Origin of the sequence: Flavobacterium pectinovorum, assembly GCF_022802975.1 — a bacterium.
GTDB classification, from domain to species: domain Bacteria; phylum Bacteroidota; class Bacteroidia; order Flavobacteriales; family Flavobacteriaceae; genus Flavobacterium; species Flavobacterium pectinovorum_B.
In genome coordinates, this window is sequence record NZ_JAFEVZ010000006.1 from 211,667 (window position 1) to 236,954 (window position 25,288).

Consider the following 25,288-nt stretch of genomic DNA (forward strand, 5'->3'; position numbering starts at 1 on the left):
TCTGAAATTCCAAATTCCAAAATTTAATTTTGGTAAAAATAAAAATCCCAAACTCCTTAACTGGAATTTGGGATTTTCAACATTTATAGATTATTATTCGAATGTTTTTTCAATGAAAGGTAAGAAACAATACCACTACTCATCATCAATATTCCTCCAAGTATAAAAGGCATTCCCGGAAACTCAAATGGTGCGTCCTGATGTGTGAAATAATAAAAAAGACCCGACATTACCGGCGGACCGATAATCGTTGCTGCACTCATTAAACTCGCAATGGTTCCCTGAATTTCTCCTTGTTCTGTTGGTAAAACACGCCCGGCAATTATAGCGCGCAATGAAGGCCCTGCTATTCCCGCAAGACAATACGGAATCAAAAAGAGAAACATCATCCAGCTTTCTGAAACAAAGGCAAACAAAAACATCGCAAGGGTATATAAAGACATTCCAATATAGATACTTTTTTTGTTTCCTAATTTTTTACTTGTCCATCGTATCAAACCACCCTGAACGAGACTTACTAAAACTCCGACAACGCCAAGCGAAATTCCGACCATCTTTTCGTTCCAGTTAAATTTATACATCGTAAAATAACTCCAGTTACTTTCCACGGCATGTGCCGCTATGTAAATCAAAAATAAGGCAATCAGCAATCCATAAAGCGAAGGATATTTCCTTAAGTTCAAAAAGGCACCAATTGGATTGGCTCTTTTTAAATTAACCTGTCTTCTGTTTTCTTTTGATAAGGATTCCGGCAGAATAAAATAACCGTACAGAAAATTCAGCATGCACAAAACTGCTGCTGCATAAAACGGAATTCTCGATCCGTAATGTCCTAAAATACCACCGAGCACAGGTCCAATTATAAATCCGAGTCCAAAAGCGACTCCGATCATTCCGAAATTTTTGGCTCTGTTTTCAGGTGTACTCACATCGGCAATATAAGCAGAAGCGGTTGAAATACTGGCCCCTGTTAATCCGGCAATTATTCTCCCAATAAAAAGCCATGTAATCGTTGGTGCAAATGCCAGTAAAATATAATCCAGCGCAAAAGCAAAAAGGGAAATTAAAATTATAGGTCTTCTCCCAAATTTATCACTCAGATTACCAATCAAAGGAGCAAACAAAAATTGCGTCATCGCATAAGCAAATGTCAGCCAGCCGCCATATTTAGCTGCTTCACTCACATCACCGTGTATTAATTCTTTAATCAGCTTTGGAATAACCGGAATAATGATTCCCCATCCGGTAATATCGATTAACATGGTGATGAAAATAAAACCTATTGCAGCTTGTTTTTTGTTGGAAGACATAAATAAGTGATTAGTTAGACAAATAAACAAAAAATCCGTTTAGAGCTTCTAAACGGATTTTTTTATTTCTCAGAATTTATTTGATTACAACTCCAATGCTCTTTTAGCATCTCCGTTCATCAATAATTCTAACGGGTTTTCCAAAGCTTCTTTAACGGCAACCAAGAAACCAACAGATTCACGTCCGTCGATGATTCTGTGATCGTAAGAAAGTGCTACGTACATCATTGGGTGAATTTCAACTTTACCGTTTACAGCGATTGGACGCTCGATAATGTTGTGCATTCCTAAGATTCCTGACTGAGGAGGGTTGATGATTGGCGTAGATAACATACTTCCGAAAACACCACCGTTAGTGATTGTGAAAGTTCCTCCAGTCATATCATCAACTGTAATTTGCCCGTCACGTGCTCTTAAAGCTAATCTTTTGATTTCAGCTTCGATTCCACGGAAAGTTAAAAGTTCAGCGTTACGAACTACAGGAACCATTAATCCTTTTGGTCCTGAAACTGCGATAGAGATATCAGCAAAATCATAAGCTATTTTATAATCACCATCCATCATTGAGTTCACATCCGGATATAATTGCAAAGCTCTTGTAACTGCTTTTGTAAAGAATGACATGAATCCTAAACCAAGACCACCATGTTTTGCTTTGAAAGCATCTTTGTATTCGTTACGAATTTGATTGATTGGCGTCATGTTTACTTCGTTAAAAGTAGTAAGCATAGCTGTTTCGTTCTTAGCCGAAACTAATCTTTCTGCTACTTTACGACGTAACATTGATAATTTTGTGCGCTCAGTTCCACGGCTTCCACCAGTTGGAGTTCCCATAGAAGGCACTGCATTTACAGCATCATCTTTAGTGATTCTTCCACCTTTACCAGTTCCTGAAACTGTTGCCGGAGCGATATTTTTCTCATCTAATATTTTTCTTGCTGCAGGAGATGGAGTTCCGGCTGCATAACTTGTTGCTGCAGGAGCCTGAACCGGAGCTGCTTTTGGAGCCTCAGCTTTTACTTCTGCTTTTGGAGCTTCAGCCTTAGGAGCCTCTGCCGCTGGTGCAGCTGCTGAACCTGCTGGTTTTGCTGCATCAGTATCAATTAAACAAACTACAGCACCTACTGCTACTGTATCACCTTCTTCAGCTTTTAGTGTAATTACACCGCTCATTTCAGCAGGCAATTCAAGAGTAGCTTTGTCTGAATCAACTTCAGCAATTGCCTGATCTTTTTCTACATAATCTCCGTCTTTTACTAACCAAGTTGCAATTTCAACTTCTTTTATTGATTCCCCTGGTGATGGGACTTTCATTTCTAAAATCATCTTTGTTTTTGTTTAAGGTTTTTATGGTTTCAAGTTTCAAGTTGTTAAACCTGAAACTTGAAACTTGAAACATTTTTTATCTAATTGTTGTATGACATTTCAGGAAGTACTTTTGCAAATTCTTCACTTTTTTCTTTTAATTTATTATATTTTTCTGTAGATTTTTTAATGATACTTGCATATTCTTCAGCACCTTCTTTTAAATCTGAATCAGTTGCAACATATTCTTTATTTTCTGAAATCGATTTCAAAATAGCTGCTTTCTTTTTTTCAAATTTCTTAGGCGTTTTATAGCTTTCCGGATTAGGATTAAAAGGAACTAATTCTACACCAGCTTTTATAGCACCCATTTGCGCTTCAGAATCAACTATATAAATTTTTCCAGCTTCAAGATCCGCCTCAATAAAATCGGTATTTTCTGATCGGGACCAAAAAACATGTTTACCTGGCTCACATTCATAAACTAAATATTTACCATAATTGAATTTACCTAAATACTTTTCTCCATCAAAATATTTAAAATTTATTAAAGCGCCCATTCCTGAAGATCTCACAAAATAAACTATAGCTTTTCCTTCACTTGGTTTTCTTAATTCCTGAGAATAACCTACAATTGATAATATTGCAAAAGCAAGAATAAGTATCTTTTTCATAAATTTTATCTGAATAAATTTTTATCAAATACCATTCTGATTGCATCGGCGTGACGACGTTTTGCACGTGTGTAGCTTCCTGCAGCCGGAGCAGAATATGCTTTTAATGAAGCCAGTCTCCATTTTACAAGATCAAAGTTCATTAACATAAAACTGTAAGCTCCCATGTTTTTAGGCTCTTCCTGTGCCCAAACATAATCATCAGCATTTGGATATTGTGCGATGATTTCTTTGATTTGCTCAACCGGCAAAGGGAATAATTGCTCAATACGAACAACTGCAACATCATTTCTTCCGTTGTTTTCTCTTTCCGCAACAATATCATAATAGAATTTACCAGTTACAAAGACCAAAGTTTTTACACCTTTTTTATCTACTGTAGTATCGTCGATAGTTTCCTGGAAAGTTCCTGTTGCTAATTCTTCAACTGAAGACACACATCTTGGATCACGCAATAAACTTTTTGGAGAGAAAACTACTAAAGGTTTACGGAAATCCGTTTTCATTTGTCTTCTTAACAAGTGAAAGAAGTTCGCCGGCGTTGTACAATCAGCTACATACATATTGTGTCTTGCGCAAAGCTGTAAGTAACGCTCCATTCTTGCTGAAGAGTGCTCAGCTCCCTGACCTTCATATCCGTGTGGCAATAATAAAACAATACCGTTTTGGTTGTTCCATTTATCTTCACCACAAGAAATATACTGGTCAATCATAATTTGTGCACCATTAGAGAAATCTCCAAATTGTGCTTCCCAGATCGTTAAAGCATTTGGATTTGCCAATGCATAACCATAATCAAATCCTAAAACTCCGTACTCTGATAAAAGCGAATTGAATACGCCAAAGTTTCCTTTTTTGTTTTCGATGTTGTTCAGTAAGATTACTTCCTCTTCAGAATCTTCCACTTTAACTACCGCATGACGGTGAGAGAAAGTTCCGCGCTCTACATCCTGACCAGAAATTCTAATATCAAATCCTTCTGTTAAAAGCGAACCGTAAGCTAAAGCCTCAGCAGTTCCCCAATCTAACGTATTATTGTTGTATCCGGTTTTTCTGTCTGATACAATTTTGGTGATTTTATTGATGAATTTCTTATCTGATGGTAAAGTTGAAATTGTATTGATAATAGAATCCAATCCTTCTTTTGAAAAAGTTGTATCTACTTTTTTCAGCATCACATCATCAGAAACCTGCTGGAATCCTTTCCACTCATTTTGCATGAATGGGGTGATGATTGTCAACGCTTTTTTACGGGATGCTTCTAAGTTTTCTTCTAAACCTGTTTTGTATTCCTTTTCAAGACCATTTACATAAGAGGCATCAATTACGCCTTCAGATAATAATTTCTCTGCATAAATATCTCTTGGATTTTTATGTTTTGCAATGATTTTATATAAAACCGGCTGTGTAAAACGAGGCTCATCACCTTCGTTGTGACCGTATTTTCTGTACCCTAATAAATCTATAAATACGTCACGTCCAAACTGCATTCTGTAGTCTAATGCAAAAGATACTGCGTGTACAACAGCTTCAGCATCATCAGCATTTACGTGTAATACCGGTGAAAGTGTCACCTTTGCAACGTCTGTACAATAAGTTGATGAACGGGCGTCTAAATAGTTTGTTGTAAATCCAACCTGGTTGTTGATTACGATATGAATGGTACCTCCGGTTTTGTAACCATCTAATTGTGCCATTTGAATGATTTCATAAAGCAACCCCTGCCCTGCAATTGCAGCATCTCCGTGAACGGCGATTGGTAATACTTTTGAGAAATCGTTAGGGAAATATTTATCTTGTTTTGCTCTTGTAATTCCTTCAATTACTGCTCCAACCGTTTCTAAGTGTGAAGGGTTTGGTGCCAAATTGATATTGATGCTTTTTCCTGATCTTGTTTTTTTATCGGCAGTAAGACCTAAGTGGTATTTTACGTCACCGTCAAAATATTCCTGATCGTAATCTTTACCGTCAAATTCGCTAAAGATATCCTGAGTTGATTTTCCGAAGATGTTTGCCAAAACGTTCAAACGGCCACGGTGTGCCATTCCCATTACGAATTGCTCAACACCTTTTTCTGCAGCCTGCTCGATCAAAGCATCAAGAGCCGGGATGATCGATTCTCCACCTTCTAATGAAAATCGTTTTTGACCTACATATTTAGTATGCAAAAAGTTTTCGAAAGAAACAGCTTCATTTAATTTAGTAAGGATCGTTTGTTTTTCTTCTTTAGAAAAATCAGGCTGATTGTTATTTACACCTAATTTGTCCTGAATCCATTTTACAACACCAGGGTTTCTGATGTACATATATTCAACCCCAATATGCTGACAGTAAATTGCTTTAAGACGGGTGATAATATCCTGCAAAGTAGAAGGAGGAACACCGATAACCTGAGCAGCATCAAAAACTGTAGAAAGATCTGCAGTTGTTAATCCGAAGTTTTCAATATCCAAAGTTGGCGATGACGTTCTGCGATCACGAACCGGATTTGTTTTAGTGAATAAATGACCACGTGTACGGTAGCCATCAATTAATTTTAAAACGTTAAATTCTTTTTGTAATTTTTCAGAAACTTTACTGTAATCTGTGTTGTCGCCAGTCGTTACATACTCAACGATAGTTTGCACAGGATTTTCATCATTATAAGTTGTTTGTCCAAAGTCAAAGCCCTGAAAAAAACTTCTCCAGCTTGGCTCAACGCTGTCTGGATTTACTAAATATTGATCGTATAATTGTGCAAAAAACTCGGTATGCGCTGCATTTAAAAATGAAAACCTATCCATAATATTTGAGTGAATATACTTTTTGTTATATAGAATGGCAAAAGTACAACAATCGATATTATTTAAATGATTTTTTTACGTACTTTTACGTAAAAATTTGTTAAAAATAGCCTAAACTATGAAGAAAATTCATCTTTCAATCGTTTTCAAATCATTTTTTGTGATTTTGACATGCCTGTTTTCAAATCTTATAATTGCACAGGATCAAAACAATGTAATCGATAACAATTCCCAATTTTGGGAAAAAGTTCAATTTGGAGGCGGATTAGGTCTCGGAATTGGTTCCGGTTATACTGATATTTCAGTAATGCCAAGTGCTATTTATAATGTAAACGAAATTGTAGCTGTTGGTCTTGGACTGCAATTTGGTTATTTATCTTCTAAAAACCTTTACCATTCTTACGTATATGGCGGAAGCCTTATTGGATTAGTAAATCCGATTCCGGAAATTCAGCTATCTGCCGAACTCGAACAGGTTCGTGTAAATACAGAATATGAACGTACAAATAACTTCCCCGGCTATACTGATAATTTCTGGAATACTGCTTTGTACCTTGGTGCCGGTTACAGAACCGGAAGCGTGACGATTGGTGCCCGCTACGATGTTTTGTTTGATGAGGACAAAAGTCGTTATGGATCTGCATTTATGCCTTTTGTGAGGGTTTATTTCTAAAAAGTTGCTAAGGTTCTGAGATGCTAAGATTCTAAGTTTATTTAAACCTGAAGATTTGAAAAAATATATCTTTATAATTACAGCTATAATCATTTCAAGTTGTAATAATTCTAAAAAGGAAAATGCTAATAATGAAAAGGTTGTAAAGAAAGAATTACGACCTTTTTTTGATTCTGATGAAATCAATCATTATTTTGGAAATTATACTCTTGAAAGTGTAATTGATTTTACAGGAAAAAGTAAAAGATCAAAAAAACAACAAGAGCTTGAAGGTTTGTTTGTTGGATATTTTCCTGATAGTATTCCTAAAAAAGATTTTGAGGAAATTTTGCTAAGTCATAATTATACGAAATCTGATCTTACAATTAAACAGGAAAAGGAAATTGAAAATATATTCAGTGAAAAAGACTCTTTACAAACGAGTGCATATGCGTGCGTTCCGGAGTATCGCGATATTTTCATTTTTAAAAAGAAAGAAAAGATTATTGGAATAGCAAAAATTTGTTTTAAATGTAATCGTTTCCAAATTATTGAAAGTAAAATTGACACACAGTATTTTGGGCTCGGGACTGAATTAGATAAATTGCACAATATCGTTCGTCCTAATGAAGAAAAACTTAGCAGCTTAGAACCTTAGTAACTTAGAACCTTTATTTGTAGAAATTCCTAAACCAAACCTTCTGCCATTCTCTTTTTAAAATCAAAAAAGAAACCTGTTCTGCGAGAATAACCAGATCTGATCCGTCGAGTTGTTTTATTTCGATTTCAGAAACATCAATTATATAGAGCAGATTGAGATATTCAGCAAATTTGTACTGAATCATTCTGTAGATTTTTTCGTGAAGCTGGATTTTTAATTCTTCCGGAGTGATGCTCAGCGGAAAATCAATTCCTTCATTTGCGAGATTAAAATCTTTGTTGAGCTGCTCAATCAAGTTCAGATATAAAGAATCTTTTTGAGCTTCTTCAAATAATAAATCGGTATTTAAGGGAGAAACGTACATAGGTTTTTCAATTTCAAAATTCAATTTCAATGGCAATGGCAAAAATCAAATTCAATTTCAATTTCAATGGCAATTTCAATGACAATAGTTACCTCAAAAATCAAATTCAATCACAATGGCAACTTCAAAAATCAATGCAAATCAAAACTCTTGCTTGTTCTTTTAAATTTCCAATAATCTACAATTTTAGACAAAAGCACATCTCCTCCTGCGTAGAAAAAAACTGCGCCCATTGGCGGATTGGCTGCCGGAATTAATCCGAAAGTTTTCGGCACCCATTTCCAGCATTGAAAATAAGTTCCGCCAAGCTCAATAAATATAACACAAAGGGCAATGAAATAATATAAATTCTGCCATTTTTTTCTCTTTAAAACCCAAAAGAACAGCAGTCCGAAAATCAGTGAAAAAATATCTTTCAGCAAAATTCCAACAGACAAAAACAACACTGCAAATCCAACTGCAAAATATTTCCTTAAGCCAGTGTCGTTTTTAGCAGCCCATTCAGTATGTGCAAAAACATAACCTGAAGCATACACAATCGCATGACCAAAAGGAACATACAGCGGAATAACGGATGTTCTATAATTATACATTCCGAGTAAAGTACAAAAAAGCACTTCTCCTATATAAGACAAAAAAACCATTACAAACATCAGTTTTCTCAAATAAGAGCCGGAAACCCAAAAGAAAAAAGAGAAATAAATTATGGCTAAAACATTCGTAATTTGTCGCCCGTCAAAATAATACTGATTAAACGCAACACTATCAATTCCTAAAGCAAAAAGGGTAAAAAAAGGGAAACATGCCGCAAAAAATAACTGCATTCTCGCATTACTATTTCTGTCAGCAAAAAAAAGACTATTTACTATGGTCTCCATAAATCTTATATTAAACCTTTCTACCCATTAGATTTTCGCCAAAAGTTCTCAGGATATTTTTCTTTTCTGCGTGGATATTCATTTTTTCAAGCGTTTCAAAAGCCTTAAAAGTGTACATTTCTATAGCTTTCTGAGTAGCTTCTGATGCACCGGATTCGTTAAAAATTCCCTTTGCTTTTTCTATTTTATCTGTGTTATCTTCTAATTGTTGGCTAAATAATTTTTGCAGTTCAGAAGATTTTTCAGGTGTAGAAAATTCCATTGCTTTTAAGTACAAATACGTTTTTTTATTTTCGATAATATCTCCTCCAACTTGTTTTCCAAAAGTCTCGGGATCTCCAAAAGCATCTAAATAATCATCCTGAAGCTGAAAAGCCAATCCCAAATTAAGTCCGAAATCGTAAATTAAATCAGCTTCTTTTTCAGAAGTTTTTGCTACAATTGCCCCCATTTTCATGGCTGCAGCAACTAAAACAGCTGTTTTGTATTCAATCATTTTCAGGTATTCAGGAATCGTAACATCTGTACGGGATTCAAAATCAACATCCCATTGTTGTCCTTCGCAGACTTCAAGAGCTGTTTTACTGAAAAGTTTTGCTAAATCCCTAAAAACTACCGGTTCGTATTGTTCAAAATACTGGTATGCCAAAATAAGCATTGCATCTCCCGAAAGAATCCCGGTATTTAAATCCCATTTTTCATGTACCGTAACTTGCCCTCTTCTTAAAGGCGCATCATCCATAATATCATCATGAACTAAAGAGAAATTATGAAAAACCTCTACCGCCATTGCAGCCGGAAGCGCAATTTTATAATCAGCATCAAAAACTTCTGCCGCCATTAAGGTTAGTACCGGACGCATCCTTTTTCCGCCAAGTCCTAAAATATACTCAATAGGTTCGTAAAGATTTTTAGGTTCTTTGCTTATGTTTTGGCTTTTTAAATAATCAATAAAAAAATCCTGGTACTGGCTAATATCGTGCATAAAATGAAAATCTGATTAACGAGGTCCAAAGATACAATTCAAATATGAATTAAAGTTTCTAAAATTTAAAAAGGAATCGAGTTTCCTCTAAAAAGATTTTAAAGCTGTTGCGCTATTAATTCTGCTAAATTATTTTTTAAAAAAACTTGGAAACTTTTTTGGTTCTTAAAGTTTCCTGTTTATATTTGCATCCTCAATCGGAAACTTTAGAAACTACAAAAGTTTCCAAAGCATTTAAAACAACAATTAACCTCGACAAAACCAAACATTTATGAAAACTACTTGGACTATAGATTCTAGCCAATCAGATGTTTTAATAAAAATGAGACATTCTATAATTGCCTATTTGGGAGGAACCGCAAACAAATTTGACGGTTATGTAAATATTGAGGATAATGAAATCGAAGATGCTTCGGTTGAGTTTTCATTAGACATGAATAATAAGGCTGATAATTTTCAGCAGATTGATACGCACTTACAATTAAATGATTTGTTTAATGTAAATGAATATCCGATTATTAGTTTCAAATCGACTTCATTTCAAAAAGTAAACAACAATATTAATTTTTTTAAAGGTGATTTAACAATAAAAGATATTACCAGAGTTGTTGAACTTGATGCGGAATTTATAGGAGTTAACACCTATAATGGAGAAAAAAAAGTAGCTTTTGAAATCAAAGGTGATATCAAACGTCAGGATTTTGGCCTGGATTATAATTCATTTAATCACAACGGAGGCTTAGCCCTTGGAAGAGATATTAAGCTTATTGCTAATTTAGAGTTCAGCATATAAACAGAACAAAATGAATAAGTTAATATAAAATTATTACAATAATAGGGAACTTTTTCGTTAACTTTAGTTACTCCCAATATATTCTGTAATAGAATTTAGAATTAAAATGAAAGAGAAAATCATACAAAAAGCAAGTGATTTATTTTTAAAACTCGGTTTTAAGAGTGTTACAATGGATGACATTGCAGGAGAAATGTGTATTTCTAAAAAAACGATTTATAAATATTTTTGCAATAAAGAAGTTTTAATTGAAGAAAGCACCTCGCTGGTTCACAAACAAGTTCATAATATTATCGACACCATTGTCGCTAAAAATCACAATGCAATTCATGAAAATTTTGAGATCCGTGAAATGTTTTGCGAAATGTTTACAAACAGTTTGGATTCGTCACCAATCTATCAGCTAAAAAAACATTATCCTGAAATCTACCATAAACTCATGACTACCGAAATAGATCAATGCAGCCAATGGTTTAGAGAAAATATTGAAAAAGGAATTCGTGAAAAATTGTATAGAGCGGATCTGAATATTGATGTTTATGTAAGGTTTTATTACACTTTAATTTTTCACATTAATGAAACAACAGTATCAGACAAAGAATCTCAAAAATTAGAATTAGAAGCCTTAGAATATCACACCAGAGCAATGTCGACTCCTTTAGGAATTGTAGAATTAGAAAAACAACTTAAAAAAATTACTATTTAATCATCAATCTATATGAAAAGAATCATTCTTATATTTTTGTGTTCAATTGGTTTGTCTGCCAACGCACAAGTCAAAAATTTAACCTTAAAAGATGCACTTACGTATGCGCTACAAAACAAAGCCGATGCAAAGAAATCGAAATTACAGGTTGAAAACAGTGAGTATCAAATTCAGGAAGTACGTTCAAGAGCGCTGCCTCAAATTTCTGCAAACGGAAACTTAACACACAACCCTATTATACAAACTACAGTTATTGACGGAGCAGGATTCAATGCTCCGGGAACTACAATTCAGGCGGCATTTGGACAAAAATGGACATCGACTGCCGGAGTTTCTTTAACTCAGGCTCTTTTTGACCAATCTGTTTTTACCGGATTGAGAGCGGCAAAATCTACACGCGAATTTTACCAAATAAACGACCAGTTAACCGAAGAACAAGTTATTGAAAGAGTTGCAAATAACTATTATTCCGTTTATGTGCAAAAAGAAAGACTGGTATTATTAGACAGCAATTACGTAAATACTACAAAAGTTCGTGATATCGTAAAAGGACAATTTGATAACGGTTTAGCAAAAAAAATAGACTTAGATCGTATAGTCGTAAAAATGTCAAACATTGATACAGAACGTCAACAAATAAAAAATCAAATTACTTTACAGGAAAATGCTTTGAAGTTTTATATGGGAATGCCTATTGAAACTCAAATTGATATGCCAAAAGAAGAATTTGAAGTTGTCCCTGCAGCACTAACAGAACAGCCAACTGTTGAAAACAGAACAGAATACCTGCTTTTGAAAAAACAAGAAGAACTTTTAGTCTATAACAAAAAAGCTGTTGAAGCAGGATACTATCCAACACTTTCATTAACAGCAGGTTACAACTATATTGGTCAGGGTCCTGAATTACCTTGGTTTGCAAAACCAAAAGACGGAGTTTACTGGTCTGATTTTTCTGCAATTGGATTAAACTTACACATACCAATCTTTACCGGTTTTGGAACCCGTGCAAAAGTAAGACAAGCTGATGTTCAAATCAGATCGCTTCAGGAAGATATAAAAGACACCAAACTTTCGCTCGATTTAGATTACAGAAATGCAATCGCTCAGATTGAGAACAATCTTGTAACTATAGAGAATCAAAAAGAAAACATGCGTCTGGCAACAGAAATTTTAAGCAATACCAAAAACAATTACCTTCAGGGATTAGCATCTTTAACGGATTTATTAGATGCTGAAAATGCATCTCTTGAGGCACAAAACAATTATACCAGAGCTATCTTAAATTACAAAATTGCAGAGGTAGCACTAATCAAATCAAAAGGCGAACTAAAATCACTTATTAAATAACTAACAAAATGAAGAGAATAATTACAACAATCGTAATCATAGCCGTAGCTTTTTTTGGGATTAGCTATATCTTAAATAAAAACAAATCAGAAAACGAAGCTAAAACAGCAATCGTGGCAGAAAAAAATGCTGCCGTTTCTGTAAAAGTGGCAACAGTAAAAACAGAAGATGTTAATCTTGGTTTTGCTGTTAACGGAAATTTTGTGCCAATTCAGGAATTAACTTTCTCTGCTGAAAAATCCGGGAAAGTAATTAGTGTTTTAGCTAAAGAAGGTGATTATGTAAGAGTAGGTCAAACCTTATTGACCGTAAGAGGTGATGTCATTAATGTTAGTGCACAGCAAGCTCAGGCTGCTTACCAAAACGCAAAATCGGATTACAGCAGATACGAAAATGCTTTTAAAACCGGCGGTGTTACAAAACAACAATTAGATCAGGCAAAATTAGCTTTAACAAATGCTGAATCTAACCTGAAACAAGCTAACATTAATGTTGGTGATACTAAAGTAAAAGCGCCAATTAACGGTTACATCAATAAAAAATATATTGAACCGGGATCTATTTTAACCGGTATGCCTGCAACTGCTTTGTTTGATATTGTAAATGTTTCTAAATTAAAATTAACAGTTACAGTAAACGAAAGTCAGGTAGCAAGTTTAAAATTAGGAAACACAGTAAACATTACAGCAAGTGTTTATCCTGACAAAACATTCTCCGGAAAAATTACTTTTATCGCTGCAAAAGCAGATGCTTCATTAAACTTTCCTGTAGAAATTGAAATTACAAACAATGCTAATAATGACTTAAAAGCAGGTATGTACGGAACAGCAAACTTTGGCTCAAACAACCAAAAACAAAACCTTAAAGTGGTTCCCAGAAATGCATTTGTTGGAAGTGTGAGCAGTAACGAAATCTTTGTAGTTGAAAACAATACAGCAAAATTGAAAAAAGTAGTTGCTGGAAGAATCTTAGGAGATAAAGTTGAAATCATCAATGGTTTAAATGACGGAGAAATAGTAATTATTACAGGCCAGATCAACTTACAAGACGGAAATACAGTAGAAATTATTAAATAATTATTTGGCTATAAGCATTAAGCTATAGGCTATAAGCTACTTCAAAAGCTTAAAGCCTACAGCATAAAGCATAAAGCATAAAGAAAAAATATATGAAATTAGCCGAAATATCCATAAAACGTCCCTCGTTAGTAATTGTATTGTTTACAATTCTGATCTTAGGTGGATTGTTCAGCTACAGCCAGTTAGGCTACGAGCTGATTCCAAAATTCGAAACCAATGTTATTACGGTTTCAACTGTTTATCCGGGAGCTTCTCCAAGTGAGATTGAAAATACCGTTACCAAGAAAATAGAGGATGCGATTGCGTCTCTTGAAAATATCAAGAAAATTGACTCTAAATCTTATGAGAGTTTATCCATAGTATCAATTACATTAACATCAAATGCGAATGTTGATATTTCGATGAATGATGCACAGCGAAAAATCAATGCAATCCTGAGTGATTTACCAGATGATGCTGATCCGCCATCGTTAACTAAATTCTCTTTGAGTGATTTACCAATTATGACATTGGGTGCGAATGGTAAAATGGACGAAGCCGCTTTTTATGATTTGATCGATAAAAAGATTGCGCCAGTTTTATCTCGTGTACAAGGGGTTGCTCAGGTAAATATTATTGGTGGTCAGGAACGTGAGATTCAGGTAAATCTTGACGCAGTAAAAATGCAGGGTTACGGCCTTTCTGTTCCTCAGGTACAACAGACTATTTTAACTTCGAATCTGGATTTCCCAACGGGTAACATCCAAACTCGTAATCAAAAAATATTAATTCGTTTAGCGGGTAAATATAAAAACGTTGAAGAATTAAGAAACTTAGTGGTTTCTTCTCAAAACGGAATTCAGGTTCGTTTAGGAGATATTGCTGATGTTCAGGATACACAAAAAATTGCAGAGAAAATTGCCCGTGTAGATCAAAAAAGTGCCATTGTACTTCAAATTGTAAAACAATCAGATGCTAATGCCGTTGCGGTAAGTGAGCAATTGGTTAAAACAATCAAAACATTAGAGGCTGATTATAAATCGGCTCAATTAAAATTGGATGTTGCAAAAGACAGTACAATATTTACACTTGAAGCAGCAGATTCTGTTGTACATGACTTGTTAATTGCGGTTATTCTGGTGGCCTTTGTAATGTTGTTCTTCTTACACAGTATCAGAAACTCATTAATTGTAATGGTATCTATTCCTGCGTCGTTGATTGCTACATTTATCGGAATTTATTTATTAGGTTATACACTTAACTTAATGTCTTTACTTGGTTTATCTCTTGTGGTTGGTATTCTTGTCGATGATGCGATTGTGGTATTAGAGAATATTTACCGACACATGGAAATGGGTAAAAGCCGAATTCGTGCTTCTTATGACGGAACTGCCGAAATTGGAGGTACTGTAACTTCGATTACATTAGTAATTGTAGTCGTGTTTTTACCAATTGCAATGAGTACCGGACTGGTATCTAATATTATTACACAATTTTGTGTTACGGTAATTATATCAACGATGTTCTCATTATTGGCTTCATTTACTATTATTCCGTGGTTGTCTTCACGTTTTGGAAAATTAGAGCATATTGAAGGTAAAAATCTTTTCGGAAAAGTTATCCTTGGATTTGAAAGCTACTTAACTCGTTTTACTGACTGGATTTCAAACTTGCTAAACTGGTGTTTAGATCATTACATCAAAACCATGGCAGTTATTGCAGTTATGTTCTTTGGATCTATCATCTGGTTGATGGGAGGCGGATATATTGGAGGTGAGTTCTTCGCATCATCTGATAGTGGTGAGTTCTTAGTTCAGATTGAGATGCCAAAAGATGCTTCATTGGAACAGACTAACTTTATGACGCAAAAAGCAGAAGCGTTCTTAAAAGGAGAGAAATATGTTTTCAGTCAAATTACAACTGTAGGACAAACCAGTGAAGGCTTAGGTGCTTCTCAGGCAACTGCTTACAAAGCCGAGATCGATGTTAAAATGATCGAGCAAAAAGACCGTACAGATGATGCCAATGTTTACGCAGCTAAAACAAAACGTAAATTAGAGAAAATATTAGTTGGTGCAAAAGTTAAAACGGTTCCTGTAGGTATCTTAGGAACGGCTGAAGATGCAACTTTAGGTTTGATCGTAACGGGTCCAAACGTAGAAAGTGCCATGAAGTTTGCTAAATTGGCCGAAGCCGAATTACGCACCATTCCCGGAACAACTGAGATTAAATTAACCGTTGAAGATGGGAATCCGGAAATCAACGTTCAGGTTGACCGTGATAAAATGGCTGCTTTAGGATTAACACTTCAAACAGTTGGTCTAACCATGCAGACAGCTTATAGCGGTAATACTGACGGTAAATTTAGAGCTGGTGAATACGAATACGACATCAACATCAAATACAACGAATTTGATAGAAAAAATATTACCGATGTTAGTAATTTAATTTTCATAAACAGTGCCGGTCAGCAAATTAAATTAAACCAATTTGCAACTATTACCGAAGGTTCCGGACCAAGTAAACTGGAGCGTAGAGACAAAACCGCTTCTGTAACTGTACAAGGTCAGAACGTGGGTGTACCAGCCGGAACAATTGTAACGCAGTGGCAGGAAAAACTAGATAAATTACAAAAACCAGTTGGAGTTAATTACATCTGGGGTGGTGACCAGGAAAACCAGTCAGAAGGTTTTGGTACTTTAGGGATCGCTTTATTAGCCGCTATTATTTTAGTTTACCTTGTAATGGTAGGTTTATATGACAGTTTTGTTCACCCGTTTGTGGTATTATTTGCCATTCCGCTTTCGTTCATTGGAGTTCTATTTGCACTGGCATTAACAAACAATACCTTAAACATCTTTACCATTTTAGGAATCATCATGTTGATTGGTCTGGTGTGTAAAAATGCGATCATGCTTGTCGATTATACAAACCAAAGGCGAGCAGCAGGAGAATCTATCAGAACTGCCTTAATTCAGGCAAACCACGCTCGTTTGCGTCCAATTTTGATGACAACAATTGCGATGGTATTTGGTATGTTCCCAATTGCATTGGCTTCTGGTGCAGGAGCTGAGTGGAAAAATGGTTTAGCCTGGGTAATTATTGGAGGTTTGATTTCATCATTATTCCTTACTTTGATTGTAGTACCGGTTATCTATGATATTATGGAGAAAATTATTCAAAAATTCTCTAAAGGAGATAAAATCGACTACGAAGCTGAAATGGTTGCCGATTATGAGCACACAGAATTAAGCGAAGATGGTTTTAATCCTAAACATACGCATTAATTAATTGTTGATTTGATTTAAATTGAAAAACCTGTTCATTAATTTGAGCAGGTTTTTTTGTTTGTAAAAAGATTAATATTTACTTAAAATTAGATTAAGATGTTAATTTTTTAAACAAATTTAAATTTCACCTCTCAATAAATGTTTTATTTAGAATAAATAAGAATAGCTTGTGTAGTTAATATTCAAAACTTAAATTTGCGCTATCAAAAACAATTCTAAATTAAGATGAAAATAAAATTTACAATACCACTATTAGGCTTATTCTTTATTTTGCTGATTAGTACTACAAATACTTTCGCTCAGGAAAAAGCAACCATAAAAGGCAAAATAACGCTAAACAATAATGAATCTCCTGAAAAAATTTCTGTTGTTTTAAAAGGAACACGTTTAGGTACAGTTACAGATGAAATTGGAAATTATAAAATAAAAAACGTAAAACCTGGATCTTATACCATAAAAGTATCTGGTGTTGGATATTCTGCTAAAGAAAAAAATATAGTTATCAATGAAGGTCAGGAACTTATTGAAAACTTCAATATAACCGCAAACTCTGAAGAATTAACAGAAGTTGTAGTTAATGGTGGCAAAACGAATCATTTTGCCCGTAAAGAAAATCAACAAGTATCAAGATTGCCTCTTAAAAACCTTGAAAACCCACAAGTATATACAACTATTACAGGTGAAGTTTTAAAAGAACAAGTTGTAACCAATTTTGATGACGCTTTAAAAAATGCTCCGGGTGTAACGCAGCTGTGGGCTTCAACAGGCCGTGGCGGCGATGGCGGAGGTTATTATGCTTTAAGAGGTTTTCCTGTTCAGCCTACAATGGTTAACGGATTACCTGGTCTAACAAACGGAAGTTTAGACCCTGCAAATGTTGACAAAATCGAAATCATCAGAGGACCATCCGGAACCTTATTTGGAAGCAGCTTAATCTCATACGGAGGATTAATCAATACTACTACAAAAAAACCATACAAAACATTTGGAGGGGAAATAAATTACACTGTTGGAAGTTATGGGTTAAACCGTGCTACTGTTGATCTAAACACACCTTTAAACGACAAAAAAACTTTAAATTTCAGAGTAAACTCAGCATACAATAAACAAAATAGTTTTCAGGATGCAGGTTTTAGAGAATCGTTTTTTATTGCTCCATCATTATCTTACGAAGTAAATGATAAATTATCATTCTTAGTACAAACTGAATTCATGAGTAATGAATCTACAAATCCCACCATGTTATTTTTAGATAGAGGAGCTCCCTTAAGAGTTCATAATATTGAGGAACTAAAATATGATAACAACCGCTCTTATACCAGTGATGAACTAACAATTAAAACACCTTCATTTAATATTCAGGCTCAGATGAATTACAAACTTTCTGACCAGTGGACATCACAAACCGTTTTCTCAAATAGTACAGCAAAATCAGATGGAAATTATGCCTATTTGTATGAAGTAACCAATTCAAAAAATCCTTCTTTAATTCCACTGGTATCTCAAATAAATGATGGAATTGTTCTGTATCGTCAATTTAGTTACCAGGACAATGAAAATAAAAGTACTGATGTACAGCAAAACTTTATTGGTGATTTCAAAATAGGAAGTTTGAGAAACAGACTTGTTGTTGGTTTAGATTATTATAAAAGAACAGCTGCGGACTATAGTTCGGGTTATTTTGGAAATGGATTCATTTATATAGGAGATGATTTGGCTTCTTTCAATGCTGTTTTTGGGCCTTCAAACGGAGATACAGGTGATTTGACTAAAGAAGGGTCTGATGCAATTGTAGGGAATAGCCAAAGAAATAATAGTAAAACTAAGCAAGAAGTTTACAGTGCCTATTTTTCAGATGTATTAAACATTCTTCCAAATTTATCAGCAATGGTTAGTTTACGTGCAGATCGTTTTATGAATGCTGATAATGACGCCTACAATCAAACCGCTTTTTCTCCAAAATTCGGAATTGTATTTCAGCCCATTTTAGATCAGGTATCACTTTTTGCTAATTACATGAACGGATTTTCTAACGTGAGCCCTTCTGCTGATGTCAATGGTTCTGTTACAACACTAAGAACATTTGGCCCTGAGCATGCAAATCAATTCGAAGTAGGAACAAAACTGAATCTCTTCAAAGACAAATTTTATGCTACTGTTAGTTACTACGACATTAAGGTAACAGACAAAGTTTATGGTGTTAGACCTAATGCTAATGATGTGACTTATTATCAGGATGGAGCTCAGGAAAACAAAGGTGTAGAAGTTGAAATTGTTGCCAATCCTGTTAATGGTCTAAACATTATTGCCGGATACAGCTATAATGAAGCCATTTTAACAAAAGGAGATCCTGACTTTGTGGGATTCAGATCTGAAGATGCAGGACCTAGAAATCTGGCAAACCTTTGGGCCAGCTACAAATTTACAAGCGGTATCCTAAGAGGTTTTGGTTTAGGTTTTGGAGGAAATTATGTTGGTAACAATATGATTATGCATAGAGCTACTGCAGGAACATTTACAATTCCGGAATACACTGTTCTAAATTCATCTTTGTTTTATAATGCAGAAAAATTTGGAGTAAATGTTAAACTAAACAACCTTGCAAACAAAGATATTTATGACGGATGGTCAACAGTTCATCCAAAAGACCCAAGAGCTATCTCGGCAAGTTTCACTTACAGATTCTAAAAAAATAACACAAAAACACCTTTCCAATCAAACAGAAAGGTGTTTTTAAATTTTTTAAAATTATGATATCAATAGCAAGCCTTATCGTTTTTTTAGCCTTTTACACGTTATACTACACGTCAAAAAGAGCTGTTTTATCGTATAATTTAGGTTTTGAAAAATGGATGCAGAAAAATCCAAAACAAACCAAAGTTACCGGATTGGTACTCCTTTCAACTGCCTATGGATTTTGGCTTTTTACACAATCACTGGGTTGCGGAACTTTACTGTTTTTTATTCAGTTAATGACAATAGGAAGTTTAATCGTAATATTGACCCCGCTAAAAAAAATAAGCCGTATAACACTATTGATTATTTTTATAATTATAGCTTTATTAGAATTTTATTACTCCTAAACATGCCTGCAAATCCTAAATATTTAACACAGTCCAAATGGCAACGGTTTGCCAAAATTACAGCTGCCATCCTGGGCGGCTATTTTGTTTCGGTTACCTTTCATTTAGCTTTGGCCTCCTGGTTCAATCGGGCAAATATCCTTATCACAATGGCTTTTAGTGGTTTTATCCTTTGGGTAGCACTTATGGTTATTGCTTTTTTAGCCAAAAACGGATGGAAGATCTGGATGATTTACATACTTCTTTCACTAATTTTCTCTCTTTTAATATACCTGGGACAAACCTATAATCCAACTGCACAATAACCCATGAGCAATCGAAATTATAACATCTATTTTCATACGCATACTGTTAGCGGAATTGTTATCAGTGTCGTTCTTTTTGTCATTTTCTTTGCCGGATCATTTTCTTTTTTCAGGGATGAAATCATTAATTGGGAAAAAAATGAGTCAGCTCCAATTTCACGAGAAATTGATCTAAACTACGACGCTGCCTTAAAAAAACTGGACAAAGAATATATTTTACACGGACGAAATATTACCATTTCTAAGCACAGCAACGAAAGAAGGGTCAACATTTATGCAGAAGGAACCAAAGATACTCTCGCTCCTGCCAAACAAAAAGAAGGAAGCTTTTTTTACTTAGATACCAAAAATTACAAAACAGCAACCTACGAAGAGTCATATTCTTTAGGAGAGTTTTTATACCGATTGCATTTTCTTGCTCAGGTTCCTTATCCTGTAGGGTATTATCTTTCGGGTTTTATTGCGTTATTCTTTTTATTTGCCATAGTAACAGGTGTTTTATTACACTGGAAAAAAATTGTGTCTAATTTTTATGTTTTCCGTCCAAAAGAAAAACTAAAAACGTTATGGACTGATGCTCATACTGCATTAGGAATGATTGGCTTGCCTTTTCAATTTGTATATGCTGTCACCGGTGCTTTTTTTATGATTAAACTTTTAATAGTTGCTCCAGCTGTAATGACACTCTACAAAGGTGATCAGGATAAATTATATAAAGAACTGGAATATACTGACCCTGAATTTAAGTTTGACAACAAAAAATTAGCAACACCTTTTAGCATCAATCAGTTAGTTTCTAAAGCGAAAAACAATTGGAAGGATTTTGAAATTACCCGTGTTATGATTCAAAATTACGGTGACACCAATATGCATGTTTTGGTCGAAGGTGAATTGTTAAGTACTAAAAAATTTACCGGAATCGGAAAAGTAGTTTATCGTATTGCTGACGGAAAAGAGGTTGCAAGAAAGAATCCTGAAACACAAAACTATTATTTAGATGTTGTCAAAAATGTTTTATATCGCATTCATTTTGGCGATTATGGAGGATATGCGCTGAAAATAGTAAGCTTTGTTTTAGGAATTATAACCTGCTTTGTAATTATTTCAGGAGTTATGATTTGGTTAGTAGCAAGAGATAAAAAGAACATGCCCGAAAAGAAACGCCGTTTCAACGAAGGCGTAGTTCGTATTTATTTGGCAATTTGTTTAAGCATGTATCCTATTACGGCATTGGCTTTTATTGCAGCCAAACTTTTCCACCCCTTAACTCAGTCTAATTTGTACAGCATTTATTTTATCGGATGGTTACTACTTACGATATTTTTTATCATCAAAAAGAATGATGCATTTACCAACAAATGGTGTTTAATCTCAGGAAGTATTTTAGGATTTTTAATTCCGGTTACTAATGGAATCGTTACCGGAAATTGGTTTTGGAGTTCTTTCCTGCAAAACAAAATTCAGATTTTCTTTATTGATGTTTTCTGGATAGTTCTGTCCTCAATTACCCTGTATATTACTCTTTCATTAAAACGAAACAACAAAATACAAGAGATATAAAAAACGAAAAAGGAGAAAAATTTCAGTGAAATTTTTCTCCTTTTTTAATTAAGTGAAATTATCTTAATTTGTATGTGCGATAACTTTTTCTTCTAAATTCTTAACCGAATTAATTTTGCTTTTTGAATAATCTACCTGACAAATATTTTTTTCGTTAAAGAAAATCCATTTCCCGGTTTTCAATCCGTCTGAATATTCTGCAATAGCTTTTTTATTTCCATTTTCGTCATAGGAAACCCAGACACCATCTAATTTACCTTCTTTAAAAAAACCTTCTTGTTGTACTTTGCCATTTTCATAATAGTAAGTTGCTCTTACTTTGTTTCCAACAGCTTCTAATTCAGGTTTTGTTTCTTGTGCAACTAAAATTCCAGAGAACAATATTGCAACTAAAATTACACACTTTTTCATATCTTTAGGTATTAATGTTATCAAATCTTTATCAAATATAATTAAATGTTTACATTAAAAAAACTTTTACTTAACAATTTGATAACATTGAATAAAAGCTTAACATTGGAAATTTTCATAAAACAAAAAAACCAACGCCGAAGCATTGGTTTTACTGGTATTTTAGAAAAAATTCAAAATTACGATAACGATATAATTTTGAAGGAATTATTTCAATAAAGTATCTAATTGTGTCTGTAATTCAGCTGATGAGGGTCTGTCAGCATCCGGATCTAAAATATTTCCATTTGGATCAATTAATATAAATCTCGGAATCCCCGTAACCCCATAACTTGTTACAAAATCGGATCCCCAATCCTTATCAGCAAATAATTGAACCCCTCCTAAATTTTTATCCGCTACAAATTTTTTCCATTTTTCGAAATCTTTTGCCTGATCGATAGAAATACTCACAAATTCAATATTTTTTCCATGATACTTCTCTTCGATTTTCTGAAGAAAAGGAATTTCAGCCCTGCAAGGCCCACACCAGGTTGCCCAAAGATCAATATAAACATATTTACCTTTTAATTCAGAAAGCTTCGTTTTTCCGCCTTTATAATTTTCATAATCAAAATCCGGCGAAGGTTTTCCTTTAAGTTTATTCGCTTTTGCATTACTTTCATAAGCCTGAGCTGCATATTGGCTAAATTGTACAAATGAATTTTTTAATGCAGCCTGAAATTCCGCATCATATTTCCCTTTTTCCAGCGTTTCATTATCCCACTTTTTCTTTGCTTCTAAAAGTACCGCAAACTCTTTTTCATCTTTAGAAAAAGCTTCATTTTGAAATTTCTCATTACTTAAAGAATATTGAGCTAAAAAATTGCTTTCTTCACCTCCCTTGCCTTTATAAACAATGGTTTCATCAAATTGTTTAGCATCCATAGTCAGATTTATTTCTGAATCTGGTTTTAAATACAAACTTGAAGCTTCTCTCCCGTCTGAAAATTGATAAAATCCCTTTGGCGCTTCAAAAGTCGCCGCAAAAACCTGTTTTTTATTAATTGGAATAACCTGCTTAAAATTATTTGCTCCACGAATAACTAAAGTATCACTGTTTCTATTCGTGATTTTAGCAGTAAATTTTATTAAATTCTTTGTTTGGGCATTAACGCTGAAAGCACCAAGCACAATCAAAGCTAAAAGAAAAACTTTTTTCATAATTGACATTATTTTGTTTTGAGTAGACCAAAACTAAAGAAATTCTGTGTGAGAAATTTAGCTATTAACAAAATATTTCATTTTAATGCTCATCAAGTTGCACACTTTTCTATATTAATTTGAATTTTGTGTTTACTTTTGCAGTCTAAAATTTTGATCAATGTATAGAAGTCATAATTGTGGCGAATTAAATGCCTCAAATATTAATACCGAAGTTACACTTGCCGGCTGGGTTCAAAAATCACGCGATAAAGGATTTATGAATTGGGTTGATTTACGTGACCGTTACGGAATTACACAACTTATTTTCGACGAAAGCCGTACCGATAAAACCGTTTTTGAATTAGCAAAAACATTGGGAAGAGAATTTGTAATTCAGGTAAAAGGAACTGTGATTGAGCGTGAAGCCAAAAACAAAAACATTCCAACAGGTGAAATCGAAATTTTAGTTTCTGAATTAACGATTTTAAACGCTGCCTTAACGCCTCCATTTACCATTGAAGATGAAACGGACGGTGGTGAAGACATCAGAATGAAATACCGCTATTTGGATATCAGAAGAAATCCTGTAAAAAACAGCTTATTATTCCGCCATAAAGTAGCAATGGAGGTTCGTAAATATCTTTCTGATTTAGATTTCTGCGAAGTTGAAACACCATACCTAATCAAATCAACTCCGGAAGGAGCCAGAGATTTCGTAGTACCAAGCCGTATGAACGAAGGACAATTTTATGCACTTCCACAATCTCCGCAGACTTTCAAACAACTTTTAATGGTGGGTGGAATGGATAAATATTTCCAGATTGTGAAATGTTTCCGTGATGAAGATTTACGTGCAGACCGTCAGCCAGAGTTTACACAAATTGACTGCGAAATGGCATTTGTGGAACAAGAAGACATTTTGAATGTTTTTGAAGGTTTGACAAGACACTTATTAAAAGAAATTAAAGGCATTGAAGTAGACAAATTCCCAAGAATTACCTACGATTATGCCATGAAAACATACGGAAATGACAAACCGGACATTCGTTTCGGAATGAAATTTGGCGAATTAAACGAATTTGCACAACACAAAGATTTCCCAGTATTTAATGCAGCAGAATTAGTTGTCGGAATCGCTGTTCCCGGAGCCGGAAATTATACCCGTAAAGAAATCGACGGATTAATTGACTGGGTGAAACGTCCTCAGGTTGGAGCATCAGGAATGGTTTACGTAAAATGCAACGAAGACGGAACCTATAAATCATCTGTAGATAAATTCTACGATCAGGATGATTTGACAAATTGGGCAAAAGCAACAGAAGCAAATCCCGGAGATATGATTTTTGTACTTTCTGGTCCAGCAAATAAAACACGTGCACAATTATCTGCACTTCGCATGGAATTAGCAACTCGTTTAGGATTACGTAATCCTGAAGAATTTGCTCCATTATGGGTGGTAGATTTCCCATTATTGGAATTAGACGAAGAAAGTGGTCGTTACCACGCCATGCACCACCCGTTTACCTCTCCAAAGCCTGAAGATATGGCTTTGTTAGAAACAGAACCTGGAAAAGTGCGTGCAAACGCTTACGATATGGTTTTAAACGGAAACGAAATTGGTGGCGGATCCATTCGTATTCACGACAAAGCGACACAACAATTAATGTTCAAATATTTAGGATTTACTGAAGAAGAAGCAAAAGCACAATTTGGATTCTTAATGGATGCTTTCCAGTTTGGAGCACCGCCACACGGAGGATTAGCTTTTGGCTTAGACAGATTAGTTGCTATTTTAGGAGGTCAGGAAACGATTAGAGACTTTATTGCGTTCCCTAAAAACAATTCAGGCCGCGATGTCATGATTGATGCGCCAGCTGCAATTGATGATTCACAACTGAAAGAATTATCAATTAAATTGGATTTAAAATAATTCTATAC

21 protein-coding genes are annotated in these 25,288 nt (G+C 34.5%); 12 read left to right on the top strand and 9 right to left on the bottom strand.

The window, feature by feature from the left end:
- Nucleotides 1-83: 83 nt before the first annotated feature.
- The 4 genes from FLV_RS10950 to FLV_RS10965 all read right to left on the bottom strand — a co-directional run bounded on the left by FLV_RS10950 (nt 84) and on the right by FLV_RS10965 (nt 6,072).
- A complete protein-coding gene (locus FLV_RS10950) occupies nt 84-1,310 on the bottom strand; it encodes a TCR/Tet family MFS transporter (protein ID WP_243233805.1) in 1,227 nt (408 codons plus the stop codon).
- 84 nt (nt 1,311-1,394) lie between these two features.
- Nucleotides 1,395-2,636: a 2-oxoglutarate dehydrogenase complex dihydrolipoyllysine-residue succinyltransferase gene (gene odhB, locus FLV_RS10955; protein ID WP_243233807.1), complete on the bottom strand. Its 1,242-nt coding sequence runs from the start codon at nt 2,634-2,636 to the stop codon at nt 1,395-1,397.
- A gap of 80 nt (nt 2,637-2,716) precedes the next feature.
- Nucleotides 2,717-3,289 carry a DUF2846 domain-containing protein gene (locus FLV_RS10960; RefSeq protein WP_243233808.1) on the bottom strand — a complete coding sequence of 191 codons (573 nt, stop codon included), beginning with the start codon at nt 3,287-3,289 and terminating at the stop codon, nt 2,717-2,719.
- Between the two features lie 5 nt (nt 3,290-3,294).
- Nucleotides 3,295-6,072, bottom strand: a complete 2,778-nt coding sequence (locus FLV_RS10965) for a 2-oxoglutarate dehydrogenase E1 component (RefSeq protein ID WP_243233814.1) — start codon at nt 6,070-6,072, stop codon at nt 3,295-3,297.
- Nucleotides 6,073-6,190: 118 nt separating this feature from the next.
- Here FLV_RS10965 and FLV_RS10970 point away from each other — a divergent pair, with 118 nt between their 5' ends.
- On the top strand, nt 6,191-6,745 hold the full coding sequence (locus FLV_RS10970) for a hypothetical protein (RefSeq protein ID WP_243233816.1): 555 nt from the start codon (nt 6,191-6,193) through the stop codon (nt 6,743-6,745).
- A gap of 55 nt (nt 6,746-6,800) precedes the next feature.
- Nucleotides 6,801-7,382: a hypothetical protein gene (locus FLV_RS10975; protein ID WP_243233817.1), complete on the top strand. Its 582-nt coding sequence runs from the start codon at nt 6,801-6,803 to the stop codon at nt 7,380-7,382.
- Nucleotides 7,383-7,395: 13 nt separating this feature from the next.
- Here the strand turns inward: FLV_RS10975 and FLV_RS10980 are convergent, their stop codons facing one another.
- The 3 genes from FLV_RS10980 to FLV_RS10990 all read right to left on the bottom strand — a co-directional run bounded on the left by FLV_RS10980 (nt 7,396) and on the right by FLV_RS10990 (nt 9,612).
- Nucleotides 7,396-7,749 (bottom strand): hypothetical protein, encoded by a 354-nt coding sequence (locus FLV_RS10980; RefSeq protein WP_243233995.1) that lies wholly within the window; start codon nt 7,747-7,749, stop codon nt 7,396-7,398.
- Between the two features lie 131 nt (nt 7,750-7,880).
- Complete coding sequence (locus tag FLV_RS10985) at nt 7,881-8,627, bottom strand: hypothetical protein (RefSeq protein WP_243233818.1); 747 nt, start codon at nt 8,625-8,627, stop codon at nt 7,881-7,883.
- Between the two features lie 10 nt (nt 8,628-8,637).
- A complete protein-coding gene (locus FLV_RS10990; protein WP_243233820.1) occupies nt 8,638-9,612 on the bottom strand; it encodes a polyprenyl synthetase family protein in 975 nt (324 codons plus the stop codon).
- Between the two features lie 271 nt (nt 9,613-9,883).
- On the opposite strand from FLV_RS10990, the gene FLV_RS10995 reads away from it, so the two are divergent.
- The 9 genes from FLV_RS10995 (at nt 9,884) to FLV_RS11035 (ending at nt 21,754) form a co-directional block, all read left to right on the top strand.
- Nucleotides 9,884-10,405, top strand: coding sequence for a YceI family protein (locus FLV_RS10995; protein WP_243233821.1), 522 nt, complete (start codon nt 9,884-9,886; stop codon nt 10,403-10,405).
- A 106-nt stretch (nt 10,406-10,511) separates the two neighbouring features.
- Entirely contained in the window at nt 10,512-11,111 is a 600-nt protein-coding gene (locus tag FLV_RS11000) for a TetR/AcrR family transcriptional regulator (protein WP_243233822.1), read from the top strand.
- Between the two features lie 12 nt (nt 11,112-11,123).
- Nucleotides 11,124-12,458, top strand: coding sequence for a TolC family protein (locus tag FLV_RS11005; protein WP_243233823.1), 1,335 nt, complete (start codon nt 11,124-11,126; stop codon nt 12,456-12,458).
- An 8-nt stretch (nt 12,459-12,466) separates the two neighbouring features.
- Nucleotides 12,467-13,534: an efflux RND transporter periplasmic adaptor subunit gene (locus tag FLV_RS11010; RefSeq protein WP_243233824.1), complete on the top strand. Its 1,068-nt coding sequence runs from the start codon at nt 12,467-12,469 to the stop codon at nt 13,532-13,534.
- Between the two features lie 92 nt (nt 13,535-13,626).
- Entirely contained in the window at nt 13,627-16,803 is a 3,177-nt protein-coding gene (locus tag FLV_RS11015; protein ID WP_243233825.1) for an efflux RND transporter permease subunit, read from the top strand.
- Between the two features lie 228 nt (nt 16,804-17,031).
- On the top strand, nt 17,032-19,494 hold the full coding sequence (locus FLV_RS11020) for a TonB-dependent receptor (protein ID WP_243233826.1): 2,463 nt from the start codon (nt 17,032-17,034) through the stop codon (nt 19,492-19,494).
- Nucleotides 19,495-19,556: 62 nt separating this feature from the next.
- Nucleotides 19,557-19,889, top strand: a complete 333-nt coding sequence (locus tag FLV_RS11025) for a hypothetical protein (protein WP_243233827.1) — start codon at nt 19,557-19,559, stop codon at nt 19,887-19,889.
- A 2-nt stretch (nt 19,890-19,891) separates the two neighbouring features.
- Nucleotides 19,892-20,194 (top strand): hypothetical protein, encoded by a 303-nt coding sequence (locus FLV_RS11030; RefSeq protein WP_243233831.1) that lies wholly within the window; start codon nt 19,892-19,894, stop codon nt 20,192-20,194.
- Nucleotides 20,195-20,197: 3 nt separating this feature from the next.
- Complete coding sequence (locus FLV_RS11035) at nt 20,198-21,754, top strand: PepSY-associated TM helix domain-containing protein (protein WP_243233832.1); 1,557 nt, start codon at nt 20,198-20,200, stop codon at nt 21,752-21,754.
- 63 nt (nt 21,755-21,817) lie between these two features.
- Here the strand turns inward: FLV_RS11035 and FLV_RS11040 are convergent, their stop codons facing one another.
- Nucleotides 21,818-22,165: a toxin-antitoxin system YwqK family antitoxin gene (locus tag FLV_RS11040; protein ID WP_243233833.1), complete on the bottom strand. Its 348-nt coding sequence runs from the start codon at nt 22,163-22,165 to the stop codon at nt 21,818-21,820.
- Nucleotides 22,166-22,372: 207 nt separating this feature from the next.
- The gene (locus FLV_RS11045; RefSeq protein ID WP_243233838.1) at nt 22,373-23,368 is read right to left on the bottom strand and encodes a TlpA family protein disulfide reductase; all 996 of its coding nucleotides are present in this window, start codon (nt 23,366-23,368) and stop codon (nt 22,373-22,375) included.
- Nucleotides 23,369-23,528: 160 nt separating this feature from the next.
- On the opposite strand from FLV_RS11045, the gene aspS reads away from it, so the two are divergent.
- The gene (gene aspS, locus FLV_RS11050; RefSeq protein WP_243233843.1) at nt 23,529-25,280 is read left to right on the top strand and encodes an aspartate--tRNA ligase; all 1,752 of its coding nucleotides are present in this window, start codon (nt 23,529-23,531) and stop codon (nt 25,278-25,280) included.
- The last annotated feature ends 8 nt before the right edge of the window (nt 25,281-25,288 follow it).